This window comes from Solidesulfovibrio sp. DCME (assembly GCF_049995385.1).
GTDB lineage: Bacteria > Desulfobacterota > Desulfovibrionia > Desulfovibrionales > Desulfovibrionaceae > Solidesulfovibrio.
Genome location: NZ_CP188261.1, coordinates 3,045,903 through 3,069,967 on the forward strand (window position 1 = coordinate 3,045,903; position 24,065 = coordinate 3,069,967).

The 24,065-nt window shown below is 69.8% G+C and carries 21 protein-coding genes; 9 read left to right on the forward strand and 12 right to left on the reverse strand.

Going from position 1 to position 24,065, the window contains the following annotated elements; genetic code table 11:
- Positions 1–121: 121 nt before the first annotated feature.
- Positions 122–1,567, reverse strand: a complete 1,446-nt coding sequence (locus ACP59X_RS13455; RefSeq protein ID WP_428559133.1) for an ABC transporter ATP-binding protein — start codon at positions 1,565–1,567, stop codon at positions 122–124.
- Positions 1,557–2,438 carry an ABC transporter permease gene (locus tag ACP59X_RS13460; RefSeq protein ID WP_428559135.1) on the reverse strand — a complete coding sequence of 294 codons (882 nt, stop codon included), beginning with the start codon at positions 2,436–2,438 and terminating at the stop codon, positions 1,557–1,559. Before ACP59X_RS13460 ends, ACP59X_RS13455 begins: the two co-directional genes overlap by 11 nt.
- 32 nt (positions 2,439–2,470) lie before the next feature.
- On the opposite strand from ACP59X_RS13460, the gene ACP59X_RS13465 reads away from it, so the two are divergent.
- From ACP59X_RS13465 to ACP59X_RS13480, 4 genes are all read left to right on the forward strand, one after another.
- Positions 2,471–4,531, forward strand: coding sequence for a glycosyltransferase (locus ACP59X_RS13465; RefSeq protein WP_428559137.1), 2,061 nt, complete (start codon positions 2,471–2,473; stop codon positions 4,529–4,531).
- A gap of 4 nt (positions 4,532–4,535) precedes the next feature.
- Positions 4,536–5,642 carry a glycosyltransferase family 4 protein gene (locus ACP59X_RS13470; RefSeq protein ID WP_428559140.1) on the forward strand — a complete coding sequence of 369 codons (1,107 nt, stop codon included), beginning with the start codon at positions 4,536–4,538 and terminating at the stop codon, positions 5,640–5,642.
- Between the two features lie 298 nt (positions 5,643–5,940).
- Positions 5,941–7,635, forward strand: a complete 1,695-nt coding sequence (locus ACP59X_RS13475; protein ID WP_428559142.1) for an FAD-dependent oxidoreductase — start codon at positions 5,941–5,943, stop codon at positions 7,633–7,635.
- Positions 7,636–7,720: 85 nt separating this feature from the next.
- Complete coding sequence (locus ACP59X_RS13480) at positions 7,721–8,137, forward strand: secondary thiamine-phosphate synthase enzyme YjbQ (protein WP_428559144.1); 417 nt, start codon at positions 7,721–7,723, stop codon at positions 8,135–8,137.
- A gap of 350 nt (positions 8,138–8,487) precedes the next feature.
- On the opposite strand, the gene ACP59X_RS13485 is transcribed toward ACP59X_RS13480, so the two are convergent.
- The 8 genes from ACP59X_RS13485 to ACP59X_RS13520 form a co-directional block, all read right to left on the reverse strand.
- The gene (locus ACP59X_RS13485; protein ID WP_428559146.1) at positions 8,488–8,703 is read right to left on the reverse strand and encodes a rubredoxin; all 216 of its coding nucleotides are present in this window, start codon (positions 8,701–8,703) and stop codon (positions 8,488–8,490) included.
- Between the two features lie 42 nt (positions 8,704–8,745).
- Positions 8,746–9,240 carry a rubrerythrin family protein gene (locus ACP59X_RS13490; RefSeq protein ID WP_428559148.1) on the reverse strand — a complete coding sequence of 165 codons (495 nt, stop codon included), beginning with the start codon at positions 9,238–9,240 and terminating at the stop codon, positions 8,746–8,748.
- Positions 9,237–9,701, reverse strand: coding sequence for a Fur family transcriptional regulator (locus tag ACP59X_RS13495; RefSeq protein WP_428559150.1), 465 nt, complete (start codon positions 9,699–9,701; stop codon positions 9,237–9,239). The genes ACP59X_RS13490 and ACP59X_RS13495 overlap by 4 nt, the downstream gene beginning before the upstream one ends.
- A 75-nt stretch (positions 9,702–9,776) precedes the next feature.
- Entirely contained in the window at positions 9,777–10,448 is a 672-nt protein-coding gene (locus ACP59X_RS13500) for a 3'-5' exonuclease (RefSeq protein WP_428559152.1), read from the reverse strand.
- A gap of 50 nt (positions 10,449–10,498) precedes the next feature.
- Positions 10,499–12,382 (reverse strand): putative nucleotidyltransferase substrate binding domain-containing protein, encoded by a 1,884-nt coding sequence (locus ACP59X_RS13505; protein ID WP_428559155.1) that lies wholly within the window; start codon positions 12,380–12,382, stop codon positions 10,499–10,501.
- Between the two features lie 15 nt (positions 12,383–12,397).
- The gene (locus tag ACP59X_RS13510; RefSeq protein WP_428559157.1) at positions 12,398–13,576 is read right to left on the reverse strand and encodes a DUF294 nucleotidyltransferase-like domain-containing protein; all 1,179 of its coding nucleotides are present in this window, start codon (positions 13,574–13,576) and stop codon (positions 12,398–12,400) included.
- 130 nt (positions 13,577–13,706) lie between these two features.
- Positions 13,707–15,254 (reverse strand): sodium:solute symporter family transporter, encoded by a 1,548-nt coding sequence (locus ACP59X_RS13515; protein WP_428559159.1) that lies wholly within the window; start codon positions 15,252–15,254, stop codon positions 13,707–13,709.
- Complete coding sequence (locus ACP59X_RS13520) at positions 15,251–15,562, reverse strand: DUF485 domain-containing protein (protein ID WP_428559161.1); 312 nt, start codon at positions 15,560–15,562, stop codon at positions 15,251–15,253. The genes ACP59X_RS13515 and ACP59X_RS13520 overlap by 4 nt, the downstream gene beginning before the upstream one ends.
- A gap of 369 nt (positions 15,563–15,931) precedes the next feature.
- Between ACP59X_RS13520 and ACP59X_RS13525 the strand changes: the two genes are divergently transcribed.
- Complete coding sequence (locus ACP59X_RS13525) at positions 15,932–17,218, forward strand: GGDEF domain-containing response regulator (RefSeq protein WP_428559163.1); 1,287 nt, start codon at positions 15,932–15,934, stop codon at positions 17,216–17,218.
- Positions 17,219–17,457: 239 nt separating this feature from the next.
- Here the strand turns inward: ACP59X_RS13525 and ACP59X_RS13530 are convergent, their stop codons facing one another.
- A complete protein-coding gene (locus ACP59X_RS13530) occupies positions 17,458–17,811 on the reverse strand; it encodes a hypothetical protein (RefSeq protein WP_428559165.1) in 354 nt (117 codons plus the stop codon).
- 438 nt (positions 17,812–18,249) lie between these two features.
- Between ACP59X_RS13530 and ACP59X_RS13535 the strand changes: the two genes are divergently transcribed.
- Genes ACP59X_RS13535 through modA form a run of 4 tightly spaced genes read left to right on the forward strand, consistent with a single transcriptional unit; the run spans position 18,250 to position 22,348 of the window.
- Positions 18,250–20,109, forward strand: coding sequence for an ATP-binding protein (locus ACP59X_RS13535; protein WP_428559167.1), 1,860 nt, complete (start codon positions 18,250–18,252; stop codon positions 20,107–20,109).
- Complete coding sequence (locus ACP59X_RS13540) at positions 20,106–20,564, forward strand: response regulator (protein ID WP_428559169.1); 459 nt, start codon at positions 20,106–20,108, stop codon at positions 20,562–20,564. Before ACP59X_RS13535 ends, ACP59X_RS13540 begins: the two co-directional genes overlap by 4 nt.
- Positions 20,561–21,559, forward strand: coding sequence for a GGDEF domain-containing protein (locus ACP59X_RS13545; protein ID WP_428559171.1), 999 nt, complete (start codon positions 20,561–20,563; stop codon positions 21,557–21,559). Before ACP59X_RS13540 ends, ACP59X_RS13545 begins: the two co-directional genes overlap by 4 nt.
- Positions 21,560–21,580: 21 nt before the next feature.
- Positions 21,581–22,348: a molybdate ABC transporter substrate-binding protein gene (gene modA, locus ACP59X_RS13550; RefSeq protein ID WP_428559173.1), complete on the forward strand. Its 768-nt coding sequence runs from the start codon at positions 21,581–21,583 to the stop codon at positions 22,346–22,348.
- 3 nt (positions 22,349–22,351) lie between these two features.
- Here the strand turns inward: modA and ACP59X_RS13555 are convergent, their stop codons facing one another.
- Positions 22,352–24,064, reverse strand: coding sequence for a nickel/cobalt transporter (locus ACP59X_RS13555; protein WP_428559175.1), 1,713 nt, complete (start codon positions 24,062–24,064; stop codon positions 22,352–22,354).
- Between the last annotated feature and the right edge of the window lies 1 nt (position 24,065).

Sequence of the window (24,065 nt, forward strand, 5' to 3'; positions counted from 1 at the left end):
CACCCCATCGGGGGGGATAATCCCCCCCGAACCCCCTTGGCGATTTAAATATTTTTCACGTCGTCGCAATCACTGACGACGTTGTTGCGAAACGGCCCCACCATTGAGGGGTCCGGGGGGATCATCCCCCCGGCGGGTCCAGGGCGGCGCCCTGGTCGCCGAAGGCGTCTTCCCCATCCGTATCCGTGTCCCGGTCCCCTCCCGCGCCATACAACACCAGGCTCGCCTGGCCCGGCAGGTTGGCCAGGCCGTGGTGGGTGAGTTGCACGGGCGTGGTGTCACGGCTGCGGAAGGTGACCATGAAATCGCCGGCCCGGGTCAGGATGGAGATGACCGTGGCCCGGCTTTCCAGCTCCTGGTGGGATAACGCCGCGCGGCGCTCGAAATCCTCGCGGCTTATGGTCGAAAAGCCCAGGTTGAAGGTGTATTCGCCCGGCGCCAGGGCGAGCGTCACGTCGAAGCGCACCCGCACCGCCGCCCCGGCCGGGGTGGCCAACGGATGTTCGCAGTCAAATTGCAGGGTGTTCTTGCCGAAAACGATGACGCGCTTGTCGTTTATGAGTTCCACGCCGGCCACGGCCACCTCGATGTCGTGGCTGACCAGATAGCGGCAAAAGATGGAAACCGTTTCGCCCTGCTCGAAGGCCCGGCAGGGCTGGCCCCAGGCGTCGCACACGGCCACCTCCGCGAGGGTGGCGAAACCGTTTTCGGCGGCGGCGACGTGTTCCAGGTCGAGGAAGGCCTCGGGCGCGGGCCAGAAGCCCTCGGCGGCCTCTTCGGCCGGCAGGACCGGGACCTGGGGCGATGGCGCCGTCGCGGCGGCCGCGGCGACCGCGCCGCCGACCATGTAGCGTTTGACCGCCGCGGCCGCGTCGCCGCAGAAAACGACCTTGCCCCGTTCGAGGAAAAGCGCCCGGTGGCAGAACTGGGCCACGTCGTTCATGGCGTGGGAGACGAGCACCACCACCGTGCCCCGCGCCAGGAGCCCTTCCAGGCGCTGGTAGCATTTCTGGCGGAAAAAGACGTCGCCCACGGCCAAGGCCTCGTCGATGATGAGGACTTCGGGTTCCAGGCTGGTGGTCACGGCAAAGGCCAGGCGCAGGAACATGCCGCTGGAATAGGTCTTGACCGGCTGGTCGAAGTGCGGGCCGATGTCGGCGAAGGCGGCGATGTCGTCCATCTTGGCCGCGACGACGCCGCGCGGGATGCCGAGCACGGCGGCGTTGACGAAGACGTTTTGCCGGCCGGTGAATTCCGGCTTGAAGCCGGAGCCCAGTTCCAAAAGCGCCGTGGTGCGCTCGGGCAGGGTCACTTCCCCGGCGGTCGGCTCCAGCACGCCGGCCAGGATTTGCAGCAGGGTCGATTTGCCGGCGCCGTTCTTGCCGATGATGCCGAAGGCCTCGCCCGGGCGCACCTCGAAGGACACGTCGCGCAGGGCCCAGTGCTCGCGGAAAAGCGGTTTGCCGCCGGGCAAAAGCATCTGGCGCAGCCTATCCTGGGGCCGGCGGTAGAGCTCGTACATCTTGGACACGCCCCGGGCGGCGATGATGGGGGACTCAGACGGCATCGGCAAAAAGCCTCTTGACGCTGGCGAAAAAGGCGTAGCCGGCCAGCATGATGGCGGCGCAGGCGGCCGTGACCCAGCCGAGCGCGGCCCAGTCGGGCGCCTGGCCGAAGATGAGGCAGCGGCGCAGGTGGTCCACCACCGGATGGAGCGGGTTTATGGCCAAAAGCTTTCGGAAGGGCTCGGGCACGGCCGTCAGGGGATAGAGGATGGGCGTGGCGAAAAAATAAAGCTGCACGACCACGCCCACGATGTTGCCGAGGTCCTTGAGGAAAACGCCAACCGGCGCCAGGAACCAGCACACGCCGAGCGTCAGCATGGCCAGGGCCGGATAGGCCAGGGGGGCGAGCACGATGGTCCAATGCACGGTACCCGTGGTGAAAAGGACGCCAAGGACGACGAGCAGCAGGCTGAGGGCCGATTCCATGACCGCGGCGCACAGGATGCCCACAGGCAGGATTTCCAGGGGGAAGAGCACCTTCTTGATGAAATTGACGTTTTCCGAAAGCAGCCTGGGCGTGCGGTTGACGCAGCCGGCAAAGACCTCGAACACGGCCAGGCCGGTGAAAAGGATCAGCGCATAGCCGGCCACGCCCCCTTCCCCGCCGCCGGCCCAGGACGGCTTGAAGACCACGGAAAAAACGAAGGTGTACACGGCCAGGGTGGCCAGGGGCGAAACCAGGCCCCACAGCAGCCCGAGCTGGGCGCCGTGGTAGCGGGAGAGGAACTCGATGCGGGCGAAGGTGGCCAGCACCTCGCGCAGCTTCCAGAAATGCCGGGCAAAAGCCACGGGCGAAAGGCCAGTGGCAAGACCCGACCACCACGAGCCGGGGCGCGGCCGCCGCACGACCATGACCATTTTCGACGCCTGCATGGAGCCGGTTGCATATTCGATGGAATTGACGCATGTCAACGCATCCGCCGACCCGGCCGCGCCGCGAGGACCTGGCGGAAACCACCGGAAATTCCATGCGCATCACCATAGACGCCTCGACCCTGGCCCATCCCCAGCGCACCGGCATCGGCCGCTGCCTGGAATCCATCCTGCCGCGCCTGGCCGAACTGGCCGCCGCCAAGGGCGACACGATCACCCTGCTTGCCGGCAAACCGCTGGTGAACGACACGGCCCTGGGCCTCGTGGCCAAGGGGCGCCTTGATGCCCGCACGGTCAACGTGCCCTCGCTCTACGCCTGGCAGCAGGCCGGCATGGCCTGGCAGATCAAGGAGGCCGGCGCGGACGTGCACTACGCCCCGGACGGGCTGTTGCCCCTGGGCTTTGCCGGCAAAAGCGTGGGCGTGGTCAACGACGTGCTCTACAAGCGCCATCCGGAAACCCTGGCCCGGCACATCCGGCTGGTCTTCGCCCTGCGCCAGCGGGCGAGCCTGGCCCGACTCACCATACCGCTCACCCTTTCGGCTTTCACGAGGCGCGAACTGCTGCGCATCCACGGCCCGCTTGCCGCGCGCACCCGGCCGACGAACCTGTGCGCTGTTGACCACGGCCGCTTTCGGCCGCTGTCGCCCGACGACGCCCCGGCCCTGGCCGCCCTTCGCGCCCGCTACGGCCTTGCCGGCGACTACCTGCTGTGCGTGGGCAACCTGATGCCCCACAAGAACCTGGGCCTGGCCCTGCGGGCCCTGGCCCGGCTGCACCGGAAAAAGAACGGTGACGCGCCCAAGCTCGTGGTCATCGGCCACGGCGACGCGGCCGCCGTGGGGGCGCTTGTGCCGCCCGACATCCCCAAGGACCGTGTCGTGTGCCCGGGCTACCTGCCCGACGAAGAAGTGGCCCTGGCCTACCGGGGGGCGGCGGCGTTCATTTTTCCCTCCCGCTATGAGGGCTTCGGCCTGCCCGTGCTCGAAGCCATGGCCAGCGGCGTACCGGTGGCCTATGCCGACGCCGCCTCGCTGCCCGAGGCCGCCGGCATCGCCGGGCTGGCCTTCCCGGCCGACGACGAGGCGGCCCTGGCCGACATCCTGTCCCGGCTGCTGGCCGATACGGCGCTACGGGAACGGCAAATCACCCTGGGCCTGGACCGGGCCGGGGAGTTCTCCTGGGAGGCCTGCGCCGAGGCCGTCTACGCCGCCCTGCACGAAGCATCCGGCCTGGCGCCGCTGCGCCTGCCCAAGGTGACGGTGGTCACGCCGTCTTTCAACCAGGCGGCATTTTTGCCGGAAACCCTTGAGAGCGTGGCCGCGCAGAAGGGTGTGGACGTCGAGCACATCGTCCTCGACGGCGGCTCCACGGACGAAACACCCGAGATCTTGCGCCAATGGAGCGACAAGCTCGCCTTCTGGCGCAGCGCCCCGGACGGCGGCCAGACGGCGGCCCTGGCCGAAGGCTTCGCCCTGGCCACGGGCGAGGTCATGGGCTGGCTCAATTCCGACGACCGCCTTTTCGCCGACGACGTGCTGGCCGCCGTGGCCGAGGCCTTCGCCCGCCATCCCGAGGCGGTCATGGTCACGGGCGACACGCTTCTAACCGACCCGGCCGGCAAGCCGGTCATGATCGACATGGTGCTGGCCCCGTCCCACCGGCAGATGCGCTACGCCATGGCCGTGCCCCAGCAGTCGACCTTTTTCCGCCGCCAGGCCTACCTGGACGCCGGCGGCATGGACGGGCGCTTCACCTACTGCATGGACTACGACCTGTTCGAGCGCATAAGCCGCCAGGGAAAAATCGTGCGCATCCCGCGTGTCGTCGCCACCTTCCGCCTGCATCCCTCGGCCAAGACCGCCACCTGGCACGACGTCTTCAAGCGCGACCTGTATGCCTGCCAGCACCGCCACGGCTCGGGGGCGTGGCACGAAGTCATGATCAAGCTCGTGACCATGGAAACGCGGCTGGGCTCGATCGCGGCCCAGCTCGGCGCCCTGCTCAAGGGCCGCAAGCTGCCGACGCAGATCAACGCGCGCCTGGAGCCCCTGCGCGCCCTTGCCCGCAAAAAACACGGGCTTTCCGGCTGACGCCATGCGCATCGCCATAAGCGCCCGCACCCTGGACTATCCGGCCTGCGGCCCCAAGGAATACCTGACCTGCCTGGTGCGGGCGCTCCTGGACAGCGGCGGCCACGAACTGGTCCTCTACTATCCCCACGCAAGCCACCTGGGGACGTTTCCCGAAGCCACCGAGACGGTCCTGCCCGTACGCAACCGCCTGGCCTTCGACTGGCTGGCCCTGCCGCTGGCCCTGCGGCGCGACAAGCCGGACGTGGCCTTTTTCCCCTCCTCCAACATGCCCCCTGGCATCCCCTGCCCGGCCGTGACGGCCATGCTGGACCTGGGCTATTTCCACCCGACCCTTCGCATGTACAAGCGCGGCGACACGCTTTATATGCGCCGCTTCATCCGCTACGCCGCCCGGCGCAGCGAGCGCCTGGTGGCCATTTCCGAGCACACGCGCCGCGACGTGTTGCGCCTGACCCGCGCCCGGCCCGAACACGTCACGGTCACGCCGCTGGCCTGCGACCCCCTCTACAAGGCGCCCGTGCGCCCCGAAGCCGTGGCCGCCTTCCGGGAGGCCCATGGCCTGGCGCGGCCCTACGTCCTGTATGCCGGCAACATCTCGCCGCGAAAAAACCTGGGCATATTGCTCGAGGCATTCGCCCTGGCCGGCGAAGCGCTGCCCTGCGACCTGGCCCTGACCGGCGGCATGGCCTGGAGCGAGGATTTCGCCACCAGTGTGGCCCGGCTCGGCTTGGCCGGCCGGGTCAAGCGGCTGGGGCAGGTGGCCAAGGAGGACATGCCCCTGCTGTACCGGGGGGCCACGGCCCTGGCCTTTCCGTCGCTGTTCGAGGGCTTCGGCCTGCCCATCCTGGAGGCGCAGGCCTGTGGCACGCCGGTGGTCTGCGCCGCGGCCACCTCGCTGCCGGAGGTGGCCGGCGACGGGGCCCTGCTCGTCGATCCCGGCGATGCCGCCGCCTGGGCCGAGGCCCTTTGCCACGTGGCAACCGACGCCGGGCTGCGGGAAGCGCTCATCCGCCGGGGCCACGCCAACGAGGCCCGCTTCACCTGGGCGCGCACCGCCCGCCTGACCCTGGACGCCCTGGCCGCGGCCGCCGCCTGGCGCGACGGGTAACCCGCCCGGCCGTGGCCGTCGCCTGGCGCGACCGCGAAGCCCCACCCTGTCGGCGTACCCATCGCGGATGGCCAAACGGGACGAACAGAGCTTCGCGTAACGACCCTTTGTTGCGGTTCCTCCCCACCTCCTCCCCACATTCCCCTGTTGGCTTTTGAAAGGCCGTGTTTTCGCGGCCTTGGTTTTCCTGTTGCGGGATTGTTTAGTTTACAGTATGAACTGTACCGAAATTGCGCGGACGTCTCACAGGCCGCGGCAGCGGCCAAACCATAGCCACGACACAACGGAGAAAACACCCATGAGCACCAAACGCATCGTCGTCATCGGCGGCACGGCGGCCGGCCCGAAAGCCGCCGCCCGGGCCAAACGGTTGGATGAAACGGCCCAGGTCACCCTGCTGCAAAAGGCCCCGGAACTGTCCATGGCCTCCTGCGGCTATCCCTATTATGTCGCCGGCGAGGTCAAGGCCCGCGACAGCCTGCTGGCCACCCCGGCCGGCGTGGTGCGCGACCCGGCCTTTTTCGCCGGGGCCAAGGGCATAACGGCCATGGTCGGCACGGAGGTCACGGCCATCGACCGGCAAGCCAAGACCGTGGCCTGGAAAAAGGCGGCCACGGGCGAGGCGGGCGAACTGTCCTACGACAAGCTCATCCTCGCCACGGGCTCGGTGGCCAAGGTGCCGCCCATCCCGGGCCGGGAGCTGGCCGGCGTGACCACGCTGGCCAGTCTGGCCGACGCCGACCGGCTGCGCGAGCTGGCCCAGGCCGGCCAAGGCAAGCCGGCGGTCATCGTCGGCGGAGGGCTCATCGGCATGGAGAGCTGCGAGGCGCTCGTGACCGCCGGCCTGGACGTGACCGTGGTCGAGGCCCTGCCGCACATCCTGAGCTTTCTGGACCCCGAGTTGGCGCTGCTGGTGGAAAAGCATGCCCGCGCCAAGGGGGCCAAAATCGTCACCGGCGTGGGCATCGCCGCGATCCTTGGCGAAAACGGCGCGGTTTCGGGCGTGAGGCTGGCCGACGGCCGGGAACTGCCGGCCTCCCTCGTGATCATGGCCATCGGCGTGGCCCCCAACACCGCCCTGGCCAAGGCCGCCGGGCTGACGCTCGGCAAGACGGGCGGCATCACGGTCGATGCCCACATGCGCACCTCCGATGCGGACATCTACGCCGTCGGCGACTGCGTGGAGGTGACAAACCGCCTGACCGGCCAGCCCATGCACGCGCCCTTCGGCGATCTGGCCAACCTGGAAGGCCGCGTTGCCGGTGAAAACGCCGTGCTCGGCGACGTGGCCACCTTCCCCGGCACCATCGGCAGCGGCATCTGCAAGGTGTTCGATTTCGCCGCCGCCTCGACCGGCCTGTCCGAGCGCCGGGCCAGGGAGGCCGGGTTCGAGGTCGTCACGGCAGTCAATGCCAGCCCGGACAAGCCCGGCTTCATGGGGGCCAAGCCGGTGGTGTCCAAGCTCGTCGCCGAGGCGAAAACCGGGCGCATCCTGGGCTTTGCCTGCGTGGGGCTCGGCAACGTCAACCGCCAGGCGGCGGAGATGGCCATGGCCATCCTCGGCGGGCTGACCGTGGACGACGTGGCCATGGCCGACCTGCCCTACGCGCCGCCCTTCTCCCTGGCCATCGACCATGCCATCGCCACGGCCCACGTGCTGCAAAACAAGATGCGGGGACTGATGCGCGGCGAAACGAGCGTTGCGGTCAAGGCGCGCCTGGACAACGGCAACAAGCCTTTTCTCCTCGACGTGCGCGGCCCCAAGGAATTCGAGGAAATGCGCCTGGGACTCGGCGAGACCCTCGTGCCGCTGGGGCAACTGCGCAAGCGCCTCAATGATATGCCGGCGGACAGGCACGCGCCCATCGTCTCCTACTGCAAGGTGTCCATGCGCGGCTACGAGGCCCAGCGCGTACTCGAGGCGGCCGGCTACGACAACGTGACGGTCATGGAAGGCGGCTTGGTCGCCTGGCCGTACCAGCTCGAAAAGTAGACGCGAACGCGGCGCGGCTTCGGGGAGGGTCGGGACAATCGCCCGGGCCTCGGATACAAGGCCGAAAACGCCCTGGAGCCGCGCCATGAAAAGCTACCGCAAGGAACTGTGGTTTGCCGTCCCCACCCGCCGGGCCTTTGTCAACATCACCGGCGAGGTGCGGGCCTGCCTGGAGGAGTCCGGCATCCGCGAGGGGCTGTGCCTGGTCAACGCCATGCACATCACCGCTTCGGTTTTCATCAACGACGACGAATCCGGCCTGCACCACGACTACGAGGTGTGGCTGGAAAAGCTCGCCCCCCACGAACCCGTGGCCGGCTATCGCCACAATGTCGGCGAGGACAACGCCGACGCCCACATGAAACGGCAGATCATGGGCCGCGAGGTGGTGGTGGCCGTGACCGAAGGCCGGCTGGATTTCGGGACCTGGGAACGGATATTTTACGGCGAGTTCGATGGCCGGCGCAAAAAACGCGTGCTGGTCAAGATCATCGGCGAGTGAGGCCAGCGGCCGGCCGGGCAACGGGGCGCAATCCCCGGCCGGCCCGCCAAAGCGGCCGCCCGGGCGCCCGGGGAAGGGACGACCGGGTGCGGTGGGCGAAGCCGGCCGCCGCAAGGCCGCCGGGCATAAGCGGCTTTCGCAACAATCCGGATCACCCGGGAACGGACCTCTCGCCGGGAAGACAACAGATTGAAATCATAAATGGATTCCAAAGGGCGGGAGCCCTTTGGCCGCCGGAGGCTTCTCTCCTGACCATTTTTGCAAAACCCTCATAACCGAACGGCCGGCCGCCCCCTGACGGGGACGGCCGGCCGTTCGTGCCTGGGGCGGCCCGGATGGGCCGCCCCGATTCAGACGGGACAGTTGATTTCCTTGGTCGAACCCGGCCCGGCCAGGGGGCGGAAACACTTCTTGCCGCCGCCGCAGATCGGGCACTTCCAGCCTTCGGGCAAGTCGGCAAAGGACGTGCCGGCCGGGATCTTGCCCTTGCGGTCGCCTTTGTCCGGATCGTAGATGTAGCCGCAGTTGGTGGTCTGGCACTGCCACATCTCTTCGGGCGCTGCCATGCTCGCTCCTTTGGTACCGCGCGCGCGGCGAATCGAAAAGGCTTAGTCGACCTTGAAAAACGCCTTGGCCAGGGCCTGGCAGACCGGGCACTTGTCCGGGGCGGCGCCGGCGATGGTGTAGCCGCACACCGAGCAGACGTACCAGTCCTTATCGGGGTAGCCGGCGATGTCCTTGGCCGCTTCGCCGTAAAGATTGGCATGCAGCTCCTCGACGGCGTTGGCGAAGGTGAAGCCGCGCTCGGCCGCCTTGTCGCCCTCGGCCTTGGCCTCTTCGATCATGGCCGGGTACATGCTCTTGAATTCGTGGGTCTCGCCCTCGATGGCGGCCTTCAGGTTGGCGGCCGTGTCGCCGATGCCCTTCATGTTGCGCAGATGCGTGTGGGCGTGGACGGTCTCGGCGGCGGCGGCGGCCTTGAACAGCTTGGCCACGCCGATGTGACCTTCCTTTTCGGCCTGGGCGGCAAAGGCGAGGTACTTGCGGTTGGCCTGGGATTCGCCGGCAAAAGCTTCCTTGAGATTGTCCAGGGTCTTGCTCATTTCGGTAAACTCCTTTGGTTGTCGTGCGGTTGCGTCTGTTGCATGCGTCCAAGGCAGGCCCGGCACACGCCGCGAACCAGAACCTGGGCGTCGCGGACCTGCCCCCATTGGGCGACCAGGGGCGGCAGATCGGACAACGCCGCCCCCGGCATGGTGAAATCCTCGATGGCGCCGCAGCTTAAGCACACCAGATGGTGGTGCGGCGACACATCCCCGTCGAAACGCCCCTCGTCGCTGCCGCCCGGCACCCGGCTGACCAGCCCCCGCGCCTCCAAGGCGGCCAGGGTCCGGTAGACCGTGTCCAGGGAAATGGCCGGAGCCTCCTCGCGAACACGCCTCCAAACCGTCTCGGCCGAAGGATGGTCCTTGGCCGCGGTCATGGCCATATACACCAGATAACGCTGGTTGGTAAACTTGAGGCCGCATTTGGCGAACAGGCTTTTCAGGGGTTCCATCGACATAGTTATAATTCCTAGTTGCTGTTGATTCCTATCTAGGAAAATCGCCGCGGCCCGTCAACACCTTTTTCACGTTTCCTAGCCCCACCACATCCGGCCGGCCCGCCACAGGCCGGACAGCGTCAGGGGCCGGCCCCGGGCGCATTTGCGGGCCAGGTAGACGAAGAGATAGGCGGCGGCCAGGGCGTCGCTGCGGGCATCGTGGGCCGGAAAGACCGGCAGGCCGTAGCGGCGGCACAGGGCCGGCAAGCCGTAGTCCAGGGACTGGGCATCGCCGCAGCCGCCGCTGGCCACCAGGCGTTTTTCCTCGAAGGCCATGGCCAGGCGCAGGGTGTCGATGCAGGGCGCGGCCAGGTCCCCGCCCAGATGGCGGCGGCTGGCGGCGTGCAAAAAGCCCATGTCCAGGTGCACGTGATGGCCGACCACGATGGCCGGACCCAGGAATTCGAGGAACCGGGCCAGGGCCTCGGACTCGCTTGGCGCGGCGGCCAGGCCCGAGGCGGTCAGCCGATGGATGAGGGAACTGTCCCTGGGGACCTCGCCCTCGGGCCGCACCAGGGTGTAAAAGGTCTCCCCGGGGCAGATGTCCAGCCCGCGAAGCCGCACCGCGCCGATGGAAACCAGGGCGTGACGGCGGGGGTCGAAGCCGGTCAGCTCGGTATCCACGGCCACGAAGTCGCAGGCGTCCAGGGGGGCCCTCGGGTCGCGGCCCGCCTGGGCCTGGCGATGGGCGACCAGCAGGGGCGACACCTCGCCCTCCCCCCTTTGGCCCAACAGGCGGCGTAGCCAGTGCGGCCGGCTCATGGCGCGCCCTCGTGCGCGCAAAGGCCGCCCGCCAAGGCCAGGCGCAGGTTTTCCAGGGCGGCGAAAGCGGCCTTGTAGGCATGGCGGCGGCGCGGGGAAATGGTTTCCGGCGCAAGCGCCGCCTCCTCCCGGCCCGGGCCATCGCCGGCGGCCAGCAACGCGAGGAGCCGCTCACCCTCGAAAAAGCCGAAGGCGTCCACAGCCGCCCCGACCGTGGCGGCTGGCAGGTGGGCGTGCCTGGCCAGGGCTTCCAGGCGGGCGACGGTGCCGGTTGCGCCGATGCCAAAGCGCAGCGCGGCGAGCCGGGCCAGGGCGGTCAGGGGGCGTGACCCCCGGCCGGCCACGTCGAGGCGCGCAGCCGTCGCGCCGTCGCGTTCCATCAGGCAGCCCTTGTACAGCCCCAGGGGCGCCGGACGGGCCACGGCCGCGCGCAACATGGCCTCAAGCACCGGAGGCGGCAGGCCCGGCACGGCTTCCCGCACCGCCGCAGGCGCCTCGCGGCCGCAGCCCGGCAGCTCCCGGGCGTCGAAGCCCTCCAGCGAAGCCTCGTGGTCCAGGGGGTCGCCGTCGGCGGCAAAACCGGTGGGGTCGAACAGGGCTCGTGGGTCGCCGAGGTAAAGCCCGCACCGCCCTGCGCGCAAGCCGCAACGGCCAAGCCCCTCGCCGAGCATGGGCAACAGCGCCTGCAAATACGTCCGGGCCGCCCGGGCGATGACCGCATCGCCGCCGTCGTCCGGCACCACGGCCAGGGACAGGCCGGTTGCGGGCAGCATCTCCCGCCGGCCGGCCGCGCCCAGGGCCAGCCAGCGGCAGGGCGCGGGCGAAGGGCCGCAGCGTTTTTCCAGCAGGCCAAGCAGCCGGGCCAGCACCTGCTCGGCCAGCAGGGTCAGCAGGTGGGCCACGGCCACGGCCGCCGCCCCCCGCGCGGCCAGGGCGGCGGCCATGGGACGGATGTTGCGGCAAAGCGCCTCCAGGTCGGCCGCGTCGTCGGCCCGGCGGATGGCCCGCAACAAGGCCATGGGCGAGCGGCCATGGGCGAGCAGCAGGTCGCTGGCCGTGACCATGCCGGCGGGCTCGCCGTCGCGGGCCACGAGCAGGTGGCGGATGCCGGCCCCGGTCATGCGGATGAGCCCCTCGAAGCAGGAGGTTTCGGCGACGACGGCCTCGACCGGGGCGGACATGACGGTCTCGACGGTCACGTCCAGCGGCAGGCCGGTGGCCACGGCCCGGCGCAGGTCGCGGTCGGTGACGATGCCGATGACCGCGCCCGAGTCCTCGCACACCAGCACCGAGCCGACCTGCCCGGCCTCCATGACCCGGGCGGCCTGGCGCAGGTCCGTGCCGCGCGGCACCCGCACCAGGCCCCGCGAGGCCACTTCGCCCACCTGGCGGGTGAAGAGGTAGTCGCCGTCGTCGGGTTCGGGGCAGGCGGCCAGGCCCGCGGTCCGGCTTTCGGATTTGGCCTGGGCCAGGGCGTCGTCGAAATAGGCGGCTACTTCGGGGTGGCGACGGCACACGGCGGCAAAAACCTCCCCGGGCAGGCGCACGAGGAACGTGTCCTCCAGGGCTATGGCCTCGCGGGCTCCGGGCCCGGCGCCAGGCACGGCCCCCAGCCCGAAACACTCCCCCTGGCCGCGCAGGTCGTCACGGGCGGGCCCGCCGTCCGGGCCGCGCAGGCGCAGGCCGCCGCGCTGCACGCAACACAGCCAACCCCCGGCCAGCCCCTCCAGGGGCACGGATTCGTCCTTGAGGTACAGCGCCACCCGGCTCCCGGCGGCCAGGGCGGCCAGTTCCAGGGACGGCAGCCGGTCAAAGGGCGGCACGCCGGCCAGGAAGGCCTGGACGGACTCGGGCTGGTGCGAAGGATCGCGGGCCTGCATGGTTCCTCCGTCGGGTCAGGTCAGGTAGGCCAGACCGAAATGGTGTTCGAGGATGGCGCACAACTCGCCCACGGCGCGAAGCGCCCGGCGCAGGCCGTCCTTGGCGGTGTCCGGCAGTTGGGCCGGATCGAGGCGGTTGTCCACGGCCATACCCTGGCGAAAGGCCCGGGCCTGACTGTCCAGGCGGGCGGCCTGCACGGCCCGAAACGCCCGGATCAGGCGGTCGGCCAGCTCCCGGCCGACCAGCCCGCGCCCGGACAGGGCCTCGATGCGGGGGACGGTCCCGGTCTGGGCGAACCCCGCCTCCAGGGCCAGGGCCTTGATGCCGAGGACCAGGGGATAGACGGCCGCGCGCTTGCTGTCGCAGGGAGCCTGGCCAAAACCGAACAACCCCAGGGGCAGATGGCCGCCAAAGGGCGTGGACGGGGCGAAGCGGATGGCCTCCCGGGCCAGTATGCGCACAAGCAGCGGCGCCTCGGCCACCCGGCGCCGGACATGGCCGGCCAGGGCCGCGGCCAGGCGGGCATCGCCGGCCACGGCCCGTCCGTCGGCCAGCAGCGAAACCAGCAGCACGCCGGCCGCATCCGGGCGCTCGGCGGCCGCGTCCACGGCGTCGCGCCAACCCCCGAGCGACTTTCGCCACTCGGGCGCGGCGGCCATGATGCCCTTGGGACAGGGCGGCAAGCCGGCGCAGCGCAGGATATCGCGAAGCCGCCCGGCAAAGGCGGCGAAGGCCCCGTGGTCCCCGGCCCCGTCGCACCGGTCGTCCCCGTCGGCCCTGCCGGACCCCTCGCCGCTACCGACCACAGTGGCCCCATTGGCCCTGGCGCTCCCGTTGGCCACGCCGCCCTCGCCTTCCCCGTTGGCCGTATCGGGCAAGACGAGCAGGTTGTCCTGGTCCGTGGCCAACAACTGTTCGTTGCGTCCCTGGCTGCCAAGGACAACCAGGCACCAGCCGTCCGGGGGCCGGCCCGGGCCGTCCCGGGCCAGGGCGGCGGCGCGGGCGAGCAGCCTGTCGTGCAGTGCGGCGGCCAGCCGCCCCGTCTCCAGGGCGTCGCCCACCCCGGCCGCAGCGGCAACGCATTCCTGGATACCCTGGAAAAGCCCGGGCAGTTGCCCGGGTTCCCGCACGGCATCCAAGGCCTCGGCCAATTCCCGGGCCCTCGTGTTGCTCTCCAACCCTGCCAACGCCATCACAACCCTCCTCCCCCTTCCAGGGGGTCCGGGGGGGATGATCCCCCCCGGTGGGGAAGTCCAGAAGGGGCAAAGCCCCTTTTGGCCCCCGGTGGGGTGGGTTCGGGAGGGGCGACGCCCCTCCCGATGTTCACTCGGCGCCCACGCCGAGGTAGTTGCGGATCTGTTGGGCTGCGTAGAGGGAACGGGCCTTGGCGTCGGGCACGAGCACCGAGCCGAGCCAGCCGGCCGCAAACGCGGCGGGCATGGAGATCAGCGCCGGGTTTTTCCAGGGGAAGATGGCGGCGGGATTGCCGAAGATGTCCACCCAGACCGTGGGCGAGAGCAGGATCAGCCCGGCGGCGGTCACGGTGCCGGTGACGATGCTGGCCGTGGCGCCGAAGGTGCTGGTCCCCCTCCAGAGGATGGAGAGGATCAGCGCCGGGAAGTTGGCGCTGGCGGCGATGGCGAAGGCCAGGCCCACCATGAAGGCCACGTTTTGGCCCTTGAAGGCCAGGCCGAGCAGGATGGCCACCACGCCCAGGCCCACGGTCGCCCGCTTGGCCACCTTCATTTCGTCCTCTTCCGACGAATTCCCGCTGCGCCAGACATTGGCGTAGAGGTCGTGGGAAAGGGTGGTCGCGCCGGCCAGGGTCAGCCCGGCCACCACGGCCAGGATGGTGGCGAAGGCCACGGCAGCGATGAAACCCAGGAACACCGTGCCGCCGGTCACTTCGGCCAGGAGCAGGGCGGCCATGTTGCCGCCGGCATCGACCTTGGCCACCACGTCGCGGCCCACGAGCACCATGGCGGCGAAGCCGATGATGAAGGTGAGCACGTAGAAGTAGCCGATGAGCCCGGTGGCGTAGAACACGGATTTACGAGCGGCCTTGGCGTCGGGCACGGTGTAGAAGCGCATGAGGATGTGCGGCAGGCCGGCCGTACCGAACATGAGCGCGATGCCAAGCGACACGGCGTCCAGGGGGTTGGCCACGAGCCCGCCGGGGTTGAGCACCTTTTCGCCGTAGGTCGCGGCCGCGGTATTGAACAGGTCGACCACGTTGAAGCCGAACTTGGACAGGGCCATGCCCACCATGACCGTGGCGCCGGCGAGCAGGAGCACGGCCTTGATGATCTGCACCCAGGTGGTGGCCAGCATGCCGCCAAAGAGCACGTAGGCGATCATGACCGCGCCGACGAGGATGATGGCCGTTTCGTAAGGCAAGCCGAACATCATCTTGATCAGCGCCCCGGAGCCCACCATCTGGGCGATGAGGTAGAAGCAGACCGTCAGAAGCGACCCCACCGAGGCGGCGATGCGGATGGGCTTTTGCGACAGCCGGTAGGCCACCACGTCGGCGAAGGTGTATTTGCCGAGGTTGCGCATGGGCTCGGCGATGAGAAACATGATGATGGGCCAGCCGACGAGAAAGCCGATGGAATAGATGAGCCCGTCGTAGCCCTTGAGCGACACCAGGCCGGCGATGCCCAGAAACGAGGCGGCGGACATGTAGTCGCCGGCCAGGGCCAGGCCGTTTTGCCAGCCCGTGACCGAGCGGCCGGCGGCGTAGAACTGGGAGGCGCCCCGGCTTTTTTTGGCGGCGTAATAGGTGATGACCAGGGTGCCGACGATGAAGAAGAAAAAGAAGAGGATGGACGTGGCGTTGGGTTGCCCGATGGTGGTGGTGAAGGTGTTCATCCCCGATTCTCCCGCATGGCGTGTTTGAGGTTGTCGACGGCGGTGTCGTAGTCGTCGTTGGCCCAGCGCACGTAGATGCCCGTGGCCAGCCAGGAGACGATGATGACGCCAAGGCCGATGGGAATGCCGACGGTCAGGTGCTCGCCGACGCGAGTGGCGAACAGGTCGGGCCGGAAGGCCAGGATGGCGATGAAGCCGTAGTAGACGGCCAGCATGAAGGCGGTCAGCGTCAGGGAGACGCCCCAGCGCTTGCGCACGAGTCTCGCGAACTGCGGGGAGTGGGCCGGGTCGGCCGTGGACGGTTGCATGGCGCGCTCCTTTGGGCCGGCGGTCGGCCGGGCCGCTGGTTTCCGGGACGGCGCCCATCGCCGGCCCGGCCGGCGGGTGGTTCCCGGGCCGGCATGGGACCCTTGTAGGCGGCCCGCGATGGCGGTGCCCGCGAATTTCGGCGGACGGCGGCAACGAGCCCATGGATGGGGAAAGGCGTCAGGAGGCGGGCCGCCGCCGTTTGCCGGCCAAAAGGCGCCGTCCGCCGGGGTCAGCGGCCGCGGCGGCCCGGCGCGCCGCCAGGCCCGGCAAACGGCGAACCACGGCGAATGGACGCAAGACCCCGCTCCGGGACGGTTTCCAGACGTTGCCCGACATGTTAGAAACAGCTCGACCTAGGAGCATGCCCCATGTGCCAGCCCCAACCGCCCCCCCTGCCCCGCCGTGTGCTCCTCGTCGAGGACAGCACCCTCTTCGGCCGCCTGCTCAAAGGCAAACTCGAACAGGAACTGGGGGTTGAAACCGTCTGGCTGAAGACTTTCGGGGAGTGCCTGGAGCGCCTCGACAGCGGCGACACGGCCTTCGACGCGGCCCTGCTCGACCTGACCCTGCCCGACGCGCCCCATGGGGAAATCATCGACCTGGTCCTGTCCCACGGCATCCCGGGCATCGTTTTCACCGGCAACGTCAGCGACGCCCAGCGCGAGGCCTTCTGGACCAAGCGCATCGTGGACTACATCCTCAAGCAGTCCGAATGCGGCCTGGACCTGGCCGTGCGCCAAGTCAAACGAATCATCGCCAACCGGGACATGGGCTGCCTGGTGGTGGACGATTCCAAGCTCTACCGCAAAAGCATCGCTAACCTGCTGCGGGCCCACGGCTACCATGTCCTCGAAGCCGCCTCCGGCCGCGAGGCCCTGGCCATCCTGCAGGCGCAACGGGACATCAAGCTGGTCCTGGTCGATTACGCCATGCCGGAGATGGACGGCGTGGAGCTGACCCGGGAAATACGGCGCATAAGCCGCATCGACGAGCAGGCCGTCATCGGCCTGTCCAACAGCGACGACAAATCGACGCCCATCCGGTTCCTCAAAAACGGGGCCAACGACTACATCAAAAAGCCCTTCGAGGTGGAGGAATTCTACTGCCGGGTGTCGCTGAACATCGACATGCTCAGCCAGTTCGCCACGATCAAGGAACTGGCCTACACCGATCCCTTAAGTGGCACCGCCAACCGGCGGGCCCTGTTCGCGGCCGGCCAGGCCGCCCTGGCCCAGGCCCGCCAATCCCATGTCCCGCTCACCGTGGCCATGATCGACATCGACCGCTTCAAGCACGTCAACGACACCTTCGGCCACGAGGCCGGCGACGACGTCATCCGCCACCTCGGCGCCTGCCTGCGCGCGCATTTTCCTCAGGACGAACACCATATCGGCCGCATCGGCGGCGAGGAATTCTGCGTCGCCAGCCCCGGACGCACGGTGGCCCAGCTGTTGCCCGCCTACGAGGCCTTTCGACGGCATGTCGAGGACGCTGTCGTGGCCACCCGCGGCCGTTGCGTCGGTTATACCGTCAGCGTCGGCGTAAGCGACGCGGCGGAGGCCTCGTTCGAGGACCTGCTCAAGGAAGCCGACACGAGGCTGTACCGGGCGAAAACAGCCGGCCGCAACCGCGTCATCGCCACGCCCGCGCCGTAAGGCCCGGCTTCCCGGCCCCGGCGGACGCCGGCGGGCCGCCCCTGGCCGGCCGACGCCCCGCGCCACGGCCATGGCCGGATAGGCGGCGCGCCGCAGCGGACAGGCGGGGGTAAGGCCTTCTGGCGGACAAATTCCTTGAAGAAGCCCACCGGGCTCGAGCAAGGCTGTCGTTGCCACAGGCAAGGCCTTCCCGGTAGCCAATTCCTTGAAGAAACCGACGGGGCCGGCAGGGAGCCGGGCTAGAGCGGCAATTCGAGCTGTTTGGGGCGGCGCTTTTCGGCAAGAAGGCGCTTGAGTTTTCGGGGCGAGACCCCGACCCGGTAGGGCCAGACGGGGCAGGCGTCCCGTTCGGTGCACCGGCGTATGGCGTCGCGGTCACCCACCGTGCAACGCAGGCAAAACCGCCGCACGACCCGCACCACCCGCACGCCGAAACCCTCCGGAACCTCCTTCATGCGCAACGGATGGAAGGGGCAGCCCCTGTCCGTGCAGGAGGCGACCAGGCTGCGCTGCCCGCCCATGCAGGCGGCCAGGCAATAGCGCCGCACGGCCTCGATGGGCGAAAGGATTTTCGGGGCATCGCCCTGGCGCATGGGACCTCGCGGGGTTGGCGCGGCTGTCGCCGCGCCGGGTTGCCCCTTCCATAGACCGCCCCTTGGCCGCTGGCAACCGCCCGGGGCCGGATTTCCACCGGCGGGGAGCGCCCCTGCGTCCAAGCCGGACCGAGCCCGGCCAACAATCACGATTTATCGGAAAGAGTGATTTCTCTACAAGGTCTATTCTGGACAGCGCAACGACGCATTTCCGAGAATGGTCCGGCCGAATGATCGAGGACACGATTTTCCAAGCACAAGTGTCAGTGCATCCGGAACTTTACAGAAACTCCATAAAAGCATATCAACTGTCGACATTGCAATGCCTGCCCAGGCGGCCTGCCGCCGCGGTCATGGGCGTACCTTGCGCCGTCAGGCGCGTTACGGATGCTCCGGCGCCGGCTGCCAGTTGCTCGAGCCGGCAAGGACGATGGCAACGTGCATTCCAGCCCACCTCCCCTTTCCCGGTCGCCGCGACCGCCCGCGCCCGGACTGCGGGCCACGCTCATGGCCCTGGTGCTCCTGGCCGTATTGCCGGCCTTGGGCTTGGCCCTGTACCACGGCCTGGACCAGCGGGCCAAGGCCAGGGACGAAGCCAAGGCCGCCGTGGCCAATCGCGCCCAGACCCTGGCCGCCGCCCAGGCGGAACAGCTGGCCGGGGCGCTGCGGCTGGTGGAAAGCCTGGCCGCGACCACGGTGGTGCGGGTCCTCGACCCCCAGGGCTGCGCGCTGCTGTTCAGCCAGTTGCTGCGCCAGTCGGGGCCGGGCATCGCCAATATCCTGGCCGTGTCCGCCAGCGGCGAGCGTATCGCCGAAGCCGTGGACAACGCCGGCGACGCCTCTCCGTCCAGCCATACCCCCCTGGGCGGGGTCAGTTTCGCCACACGCGACTGGTTCCGCCAGGCCGAACGGGACAGAACCTGCCGGGTCGGCCCGTTTCGCATCACCGACGCGGGGCGGCCCGTGGCCGTCGTGTCCTGCCCGGCCCTGGGCTGGTCCGGCGAGGTCAAGGCCGTGGTGGCGGCCAGCCTGACCCTGGACGCCCTGGGCCGTTCGGTTGCCGCCGCCCCGGGCGCCCCCGGCGAGACGGTCGACGTCCTCGACGCCTCGGGCACGATCCTGGCGGCCTTTCCCCAGGAACCGGAAGACGTGGGCCGCGACATCGCCGCAACCCCCCTGGGCCGGGCCGTGCGGGCCAAGCCGGCGGGCAGCCTGGAGGCCACGGGGCTGGACGGCCAGGCCAAGCTCGTGGGCGTGGCCAGGCTGACCCCGGGCGCGGCCGATTCCCCGGCCGTCTTCGTGGCCATGCCGCTTGCCGAGGCCTATGCCGCGGCCCGAAGCCTGCTTTTCCACCAGATGGCCTGGCTGGCCGTGGTCGGCCTGGTGGGCCTGGGCGCGGCCTGGCTGTGCGGCACGCGGCTGCTGGTTTCCCCCATCGTGGCTCTGGTCGAGGGGGCCGAGGCCATCGGGCGCGGCGAATTGGCCACCCGGCTGCCCGCCTCGCCGCGCATCCGGGAACTGGCCAGGCTCGGCCGGGCCTTCAACGCCATGGCCGGGGAGCTCGAGGAACGTCAGTGCGTGCTGGCCGAGAAAACCGCCGCCCTGGAGCATTCCAACCGGGACCTGGAGCAGTTCGCCTACGTCGCCTCCCACGACCTCCAGGAGCCCTTGCGCAAGATCACGAGCTTCGCCGAACTGCTGGCCAAGCGCTGCGCCGGCAGCCTCGACGCAACCGGCGAGCGCTACGTGGCCTACATGGTCGACGGCGCCCGGCGCATGAGCCAGCTCATCAACCACCTGCTGGCCTATTCGCGCCTGGGCACGCGCGGCGCGGCCTTTGCCCCCATGGAACTGGCAGCGGCCCTCGATGCCGCCCTGGACAACCTGGAGTTGCCCCTGGCCGAAACCGGGGCCACGGTCACGCGGGGCGAGTTGCCGACGCTCGTGGCCGATGCCACACAAATCACCCAGCTTTTCCAAAATATCGTCGGCAACGCCGTCAAGTACCGAGCCGACCGGCCCCCGGTCATCCATGTCTCGGCCCGGCGCGAGGACGGCGGCTGGACGGTCGCCGTGACCGACAACGGCCAGGGCATCGCACCCCAGCATTTCGAACGGATCTTTCGCATGTTCCAGCGCCTGCACACGACCGCCCAGCGGCAAGGCGCCGGCATCGGCCTGGCCTTTTGCAAGCGCATCGTCGAACGCCACGGCGGCCGCATCTGGGTGGAATCCGAGGAGGGCACGGGTTCCACATTCTCCTTTACCCTGCCCGACCTGGAGGCCAGCCCGGCATGAACGCCGCCCCGGTGCGCATTCTGCTCATGGAGGACGATCCCGGCGACGTGGAACTGATCCTGGAGGCCCTGGCCGACGCCAAAATCCGCCTTTGCATCGACCGCGTGGCCGACGGCGAGGAAGGCATGCGCTTCCTGCGCCGCCAGGGCGAGCACGAGGGGGCCAAACGGCCGGACCTGGTCCTGCTCGACCTCAACATGCCGCGCATGGACGGCCGCGAGGTACTTGCGGCCATGAAAAGCGACCGCATGTTGCGCTCGATTCCCGTGGTCGTGCTGACCACGTCCGAGGCCGAGGCCGACATCCTGGCCAGCTACGACCTGGGGGCCAATTGCTATCTGAAAAAACCTTTGGAATTCCCGGATTTTCTCCAGGTGGTCAAAAGCGTGGAGGATTTCTGGCTGACCCTGGTGAAACTGCCGCCGCGCGAGGCGAGCCCGGGAGCCCGGCCATGACGCTGCGCATCACGCTCATCGAGGATGACTACGGCGACGCGGAACTGGTGCGGGCCTACCTGGAGGACGGCGCGGACGCCGCCTTCGACCTGCGCCACACCACCCTGCTGGCCGACGGCATCGAACTGCTGGCCGCCGGCGGGGCCGACATCGCCCTGCTCGACTTGAACCTCCCGGATTCCACCGGCCTGACCACCTTCACCACGTTGCGGGCCCGGTTCCCGGAAACGCCCATCATCGTGCTCTCGGGCCTGGACGACCGGGAGATCTCCACCATGGCCGTGCGCGAAGGGGCGCAAGACTTCCTGGTCAAGGGCGCCTTCGACGGCCAGTCGCTTTTCCGGGCCATCCTCCACGCCATCGAGCGCCACCAACTCTACAGGCAGCTGGCCGGCGCGGCGCTTTCCGACGAACTCACGGGCCTTTTCAACCGCCGGGGCTTCCTGACCCTGGCCGGCCAGATGTTCAAATCCGCCCGCCGCCTGGCCCGGGGGGCGTTTCTGCTCTACGTGGACCTCGACGGCATGAAGCGCATAAACGACGACCTGGGCCACCGCGAGGGCGACCGGATGCTCGGGGACATGGCGGAGATCCTGCGGGCCACCTTCCGCGAATCCGACGTGGTGGCCAGGCTCGGCGGCGACGAGTTCGCCGTGTTCGGCCTGGAGGAGTCGGCCCACGCGGCCGTGGAGCCCAAGGACCGGCTGCTGGCCCGCATGGCCGACTTCAATGCCCGCGGCAAACGCGCCTATACGCTTTCGGCCAGCATCGGCCTGTCGTGCCTGGACATCGACTGCGCCGGCTCCCTGGCCGACCTGCTGGCCTGCGCCGACGCCCGCATGTACGCGGAAAAGCGCACCCGCTCCAACCGGTCCGGGCCGCGCCCGGCCGCGCCGGCCGGCTGCCTGCCGCCGCAAGCGGAGCCGGAGGCCGGGAGCCGCGCGCCTGCGGCCGTCCCCGGGGGCAGGCTCCCCGGGCGCCTGCGCATCGCCTGACCACCGTCACGGAGTGCCGACATGACGCGGATTCGCCTTCCCGCCGCCCTGTTGCTGGCCTGTCTGGTCGTCCTTGCCGCCCGTCCCGGCCGCTGCGAGGAACTGGTCGTCTCCGGGGCGGCCAGCCTGACGGCGGCCATGACGGAAATCAAGAAGGCTTTCGAGTCCGAACATCCGGACATCACGGTCTTCACCAATTTCGCCGCCTCGGGCCAGTTGCTCCAGCAGATCCAGGCCGGGGCGCCCGTGGACGTCTTCGCCCCGGCCGACCAGGTCACCATGGACCGCGCCGCCCAGGGTGGCCTCATCGACCCGGCGACCAGGCTCGATTTCACGGCCAACGAGCTCATGCTGACCGTGCCGGCCGACCTGGCCACGGTCACCTGCCTCGAGGATCTCGCCGGCCCCAAGGTCGGCCGGCTGGCCCTGGGCGAGCCCGATGCCGTGCCCGCCGGCAGCTACACCAAGCAGGCCCTGGACAACGTCCGGTTGTGGGAGCGGCTGGCGCCCAAGATGGTCTACGGACTGTCCGTCAAGCAGGCCCTCGATTACGTGGCCCTGGGCGAGGTGGACGCGGCCTTCGTCTACGCCACCGACGCCCGCATGGCTCAAAAGCGGGTGCGGGTCGTGGCTGCGCTGACCGGCCACGCCCCCATCGTCTATCCGGCGGCCATGGTGGCCACCTGTCCGCGAAAGGACGCGGCCAAGGCCTTCATCGCCTTCCTGGCCGGGGACAAGGGCCAGGCCATCCTGGCCTCGTTCGGCTTCAAATCCCCGGCCGACCGGTAGGGCCTACCGGCCGACGAGCCCGGCCAGGGCCTCGAAGGCGAGCACAAGGCCCAGGGCGGTCACGGCCAGGGCACCGGCCAGGGGCAGCAGGCGCGCCGCCCGGCCCAAGGACGGGGCAGCCTCCAGAAACCGCGCCCCCTTGAGGAAAAGCAGCCCCACCGCCGTCAAGACCAGGGCCAGCCCGAGGCTAAACGCCGCAACCAGGCCCAAGCCGAAGCCGACGCGGCCCACGGCCATGGCCCCCAACAGCAGCACCAACGCCCCGGGGCACGGCACCAGCCCGCCCGTCACGCCCAGGGCCACCAGCGACCGCCAGCCCGGCCTGTCCGCGCCTGGAGCGCCCTGGCCATGGCCGTGGGGGAGGCCGCCATGGCTGTGGGGCGCACCCGTTTGGCGGTCGCAGGCCCCGCCGTCGTGGCCGATGGGCACATCGTCGTGGCCGTAGGGCAGATGATCCTGTGGCAAGCCATCGTGGCTGTGCGTGAGGCCGCCGTGGCTGTGCGTGAGGCCGCCGTGGCTGTGCGTGAGGCCGCCGTGGCTGTGCGTGAGGCCGCCGTGGCTGTGCGTGAGGCCGCCGTGGCCGTGGGGGACGCCGTGGCTGTGCGGGACGCCGCCGTGGCCGTGGGGGACGCCGTGGCTGTGCGGGACGCCGCCGTGGCTGTGGACCAGGCCACCGTGGCCGTGGGGCGCGCCTTCCCCCGGCTGGCCAAGCCCGCGCCAGCGCGACAGGCAAAGCGCCCCGCCGACCAGCGCCACGCCCAGGCCCGAGGCCAGGGACAGCCAGGGGACCAGGCGCTCCTGGTCCAGGGCGCCCGAAGCCAGCCAGGCCGCGCCGCCCAGGACAAAGACCCCCAGGGTGTGGGTCACGGTGACGATGACGCCGAGCAGGACGGCCTGGCCCGGGGTGCCCCGCGCACCGACCAGGTAGGCGCCGACCAGGGCCTTGCCATGCCCCGGGGTCAGGGCATGGCCCGCCCCCCAGGCAAAGGCCCCGAACAGCGCAGCCGCAACCAGGCCCGGCCGCTCGCCGGCCGTGCGGGCCAGGGCCTCGAGTTCCCGCACATCGGGCAGGCTGGGCAGTCGGGGCAGCCCGGCCGCCACCGGCGCGCCGCCAAGCAGGCCAAGGCCCAGGCAACAGCCCAGGCCGGCCACAACCAGGCCCACCATCAGGCGGGCCGCCCCGGCCAGGCCGCCGGCAAGGCGGGGCAGCCAGGCCGCGACCACGGCCACGACGGCCAGGCCCGTGGCCGCCACACCGGGAACGAATCGCCAACCGGCCGTGGAGGCGGCCCAATCGCCGCCGCCGCGCCAACCCAGGGCCAGCCCCAAGGCCAACGCGGCGACCATGGTCACCGGCCGGCCGGACTGCAAGCGCGGCGCGACCAGGATGGCGAGGCCAACCAGCACCGTGCCCAGGGCATCGGCGTAAAACGCGGCCCAGGGCGCGGGGACCCGCGCCCCGGCCAGGATGCCGGCCGCCAGGGCCAGGGGGAACGCCACGATGGCCGCCCGGGCGGCCGCCTTGCCGCACTGGCCGGCCAGGAAGGCCAGGGCCAGCATGGGGAGCAGGTGCTCGGCCGAGGTCAGGGGATGGAGCAGCCCGGCGTAGAAATCCCCCACGTCGGGGCTGACCATGTGGGCCTGGGCCGGGATGGCGCGAAACGTGGCCAGGGCGGTAAAAAGGCCGGTTGCGGCAGCGCGTCGCGAAAACGCCATG

Coding starts and splice junctions, on each gene's coding strand:
- ACP59X_RS13525 (WP_428559163.1), top strand. CDS start 15,932: ATGTGCCAGCCCCAACCGCCCCCCCTGCCCCGCCGTGTGCTCCTCGTC.
- ACP59X_RS13455 (WP_428559133.1), bottom strand. CDS start 1,567: ATGCCGTCTGAGTCCCCCATCATCGCCGCCCGGGGCGTGTCCAAGATG.
- ACP59X_RS13470 (WP_428559140.1), top strand. CDS start 4,536: ATGCGCATCGCCATAAGCGCCCGCACCCTGGACTATCCGGCCTGCGGC.
- ACP59X_RS13475 (WP_428559142.1), top strand. CDS start 5,941: ATGAGCACCAAACGCATCGTCGTCATCGGCGGCACGGCGGCCGGCCCG.
- ACP59X_RS13480 (WP_428559144.1), top strand. CDS start 7,721: ATGAAAAGCTACCGCAAGGAACTGTGGTTTGCCGTCCCCACCCGCCGG.
- ACP59X_RS13530 (WP_428559165.1), bottom strand. CDS start 17,811: ATGCGCCAGGGCGATGCCCCGAAAATCCTTTCGCCCATCGAGGCCGTG.
- ACP59X_RS13460 (WP_428559135.1), bottom strand. CDS start 2,438: ATGCAGGCGTCGAAAATGGTCATGGTCGTGCGGCGGCCGCGCCCCGGC.
- ACP59X_RS13510 (WP_428559157.1), bottom strand. CDS start 13,576: ATGGCGTTGGCAGGGTTGGAGAGCAACACGAGGGCCCGGGAATTGGCC.
- ACP59X_RS13485 (WP_428559146.1), bottom strand. CDS start 8,703: ATGGCAGCGCCCGAAGAGATGTGGCAGTGCCAGACCACCAACTGCGGC.
- ACP59X_RS13495 (WP_428559150.1), bottom strand. CDS start 9,701: ATGTCGATGGAACCCCTGAAAAGCCTGTTCGCCAAATGCGGCCTCAAG.
- ACP59X_RS13545 (WP_428559171.1), top strand. CDS start 20,561: ATGACGCTGCGCATCACGCTCATCGAGGATGACTACGGCGACGCGGAA.
- ACP59X_RS13555 (WP_428559175.1), bottom strand. CDS start 24,064: ATGGCGTTTTCGCGACGCGCTGCCGCAACCGGCCTTTTTACCGCCCTG.
- ACP59X_RS13540 (WP_428559169.1), top strand. CDS start 20,106: ATGAACGCCGCCCCGGTGCGCATTCTGCTCATGGAGGACGATCCCGGC.
- modA (WP_428559173.1), top strand. CDS start 21,581: ATGACGCGGATTCGCCTTCCCGCCGCCCTGTTGCTGGCCTGTCTGGTC.
- ACP59X_RS13515 (WP_428559159.1), bottom strand. CDS start 15,254: ATGAACACCTTCACCACCACCATCGGGCAACCCAACGCCACGTCCATC.
- ACP59X_RS13505 (WP_428559155.1), bottom strand. CDS start 12,382: ATGCAGGCCCGCGATCCTTCGCACCAGCCCGAGTCCGTCCAGGCCTTC.
- ACP59X_RS13465 (WP_428559137.1), top strand. CDS start 2,471: ATGTCAACGCATCCGCCGACCCGGCCGCGCCGCGAGGACCTGGCGGAA.
- ACP59X_RS13490 (WP_428559148.1), bottom strand. CDS start 9,240: ATGAGCAAGACCCTGGACAATCTCAAGGAAGCTTTTGCCGGCGAATCC.
- ACP59X_RS13520 (WP_428559161.1), bottom strand. CDS start 15,562: ATGCAACCGTCCACGGCCGACCCGGCCCACTCCCCGCAGTTCGCGAGA.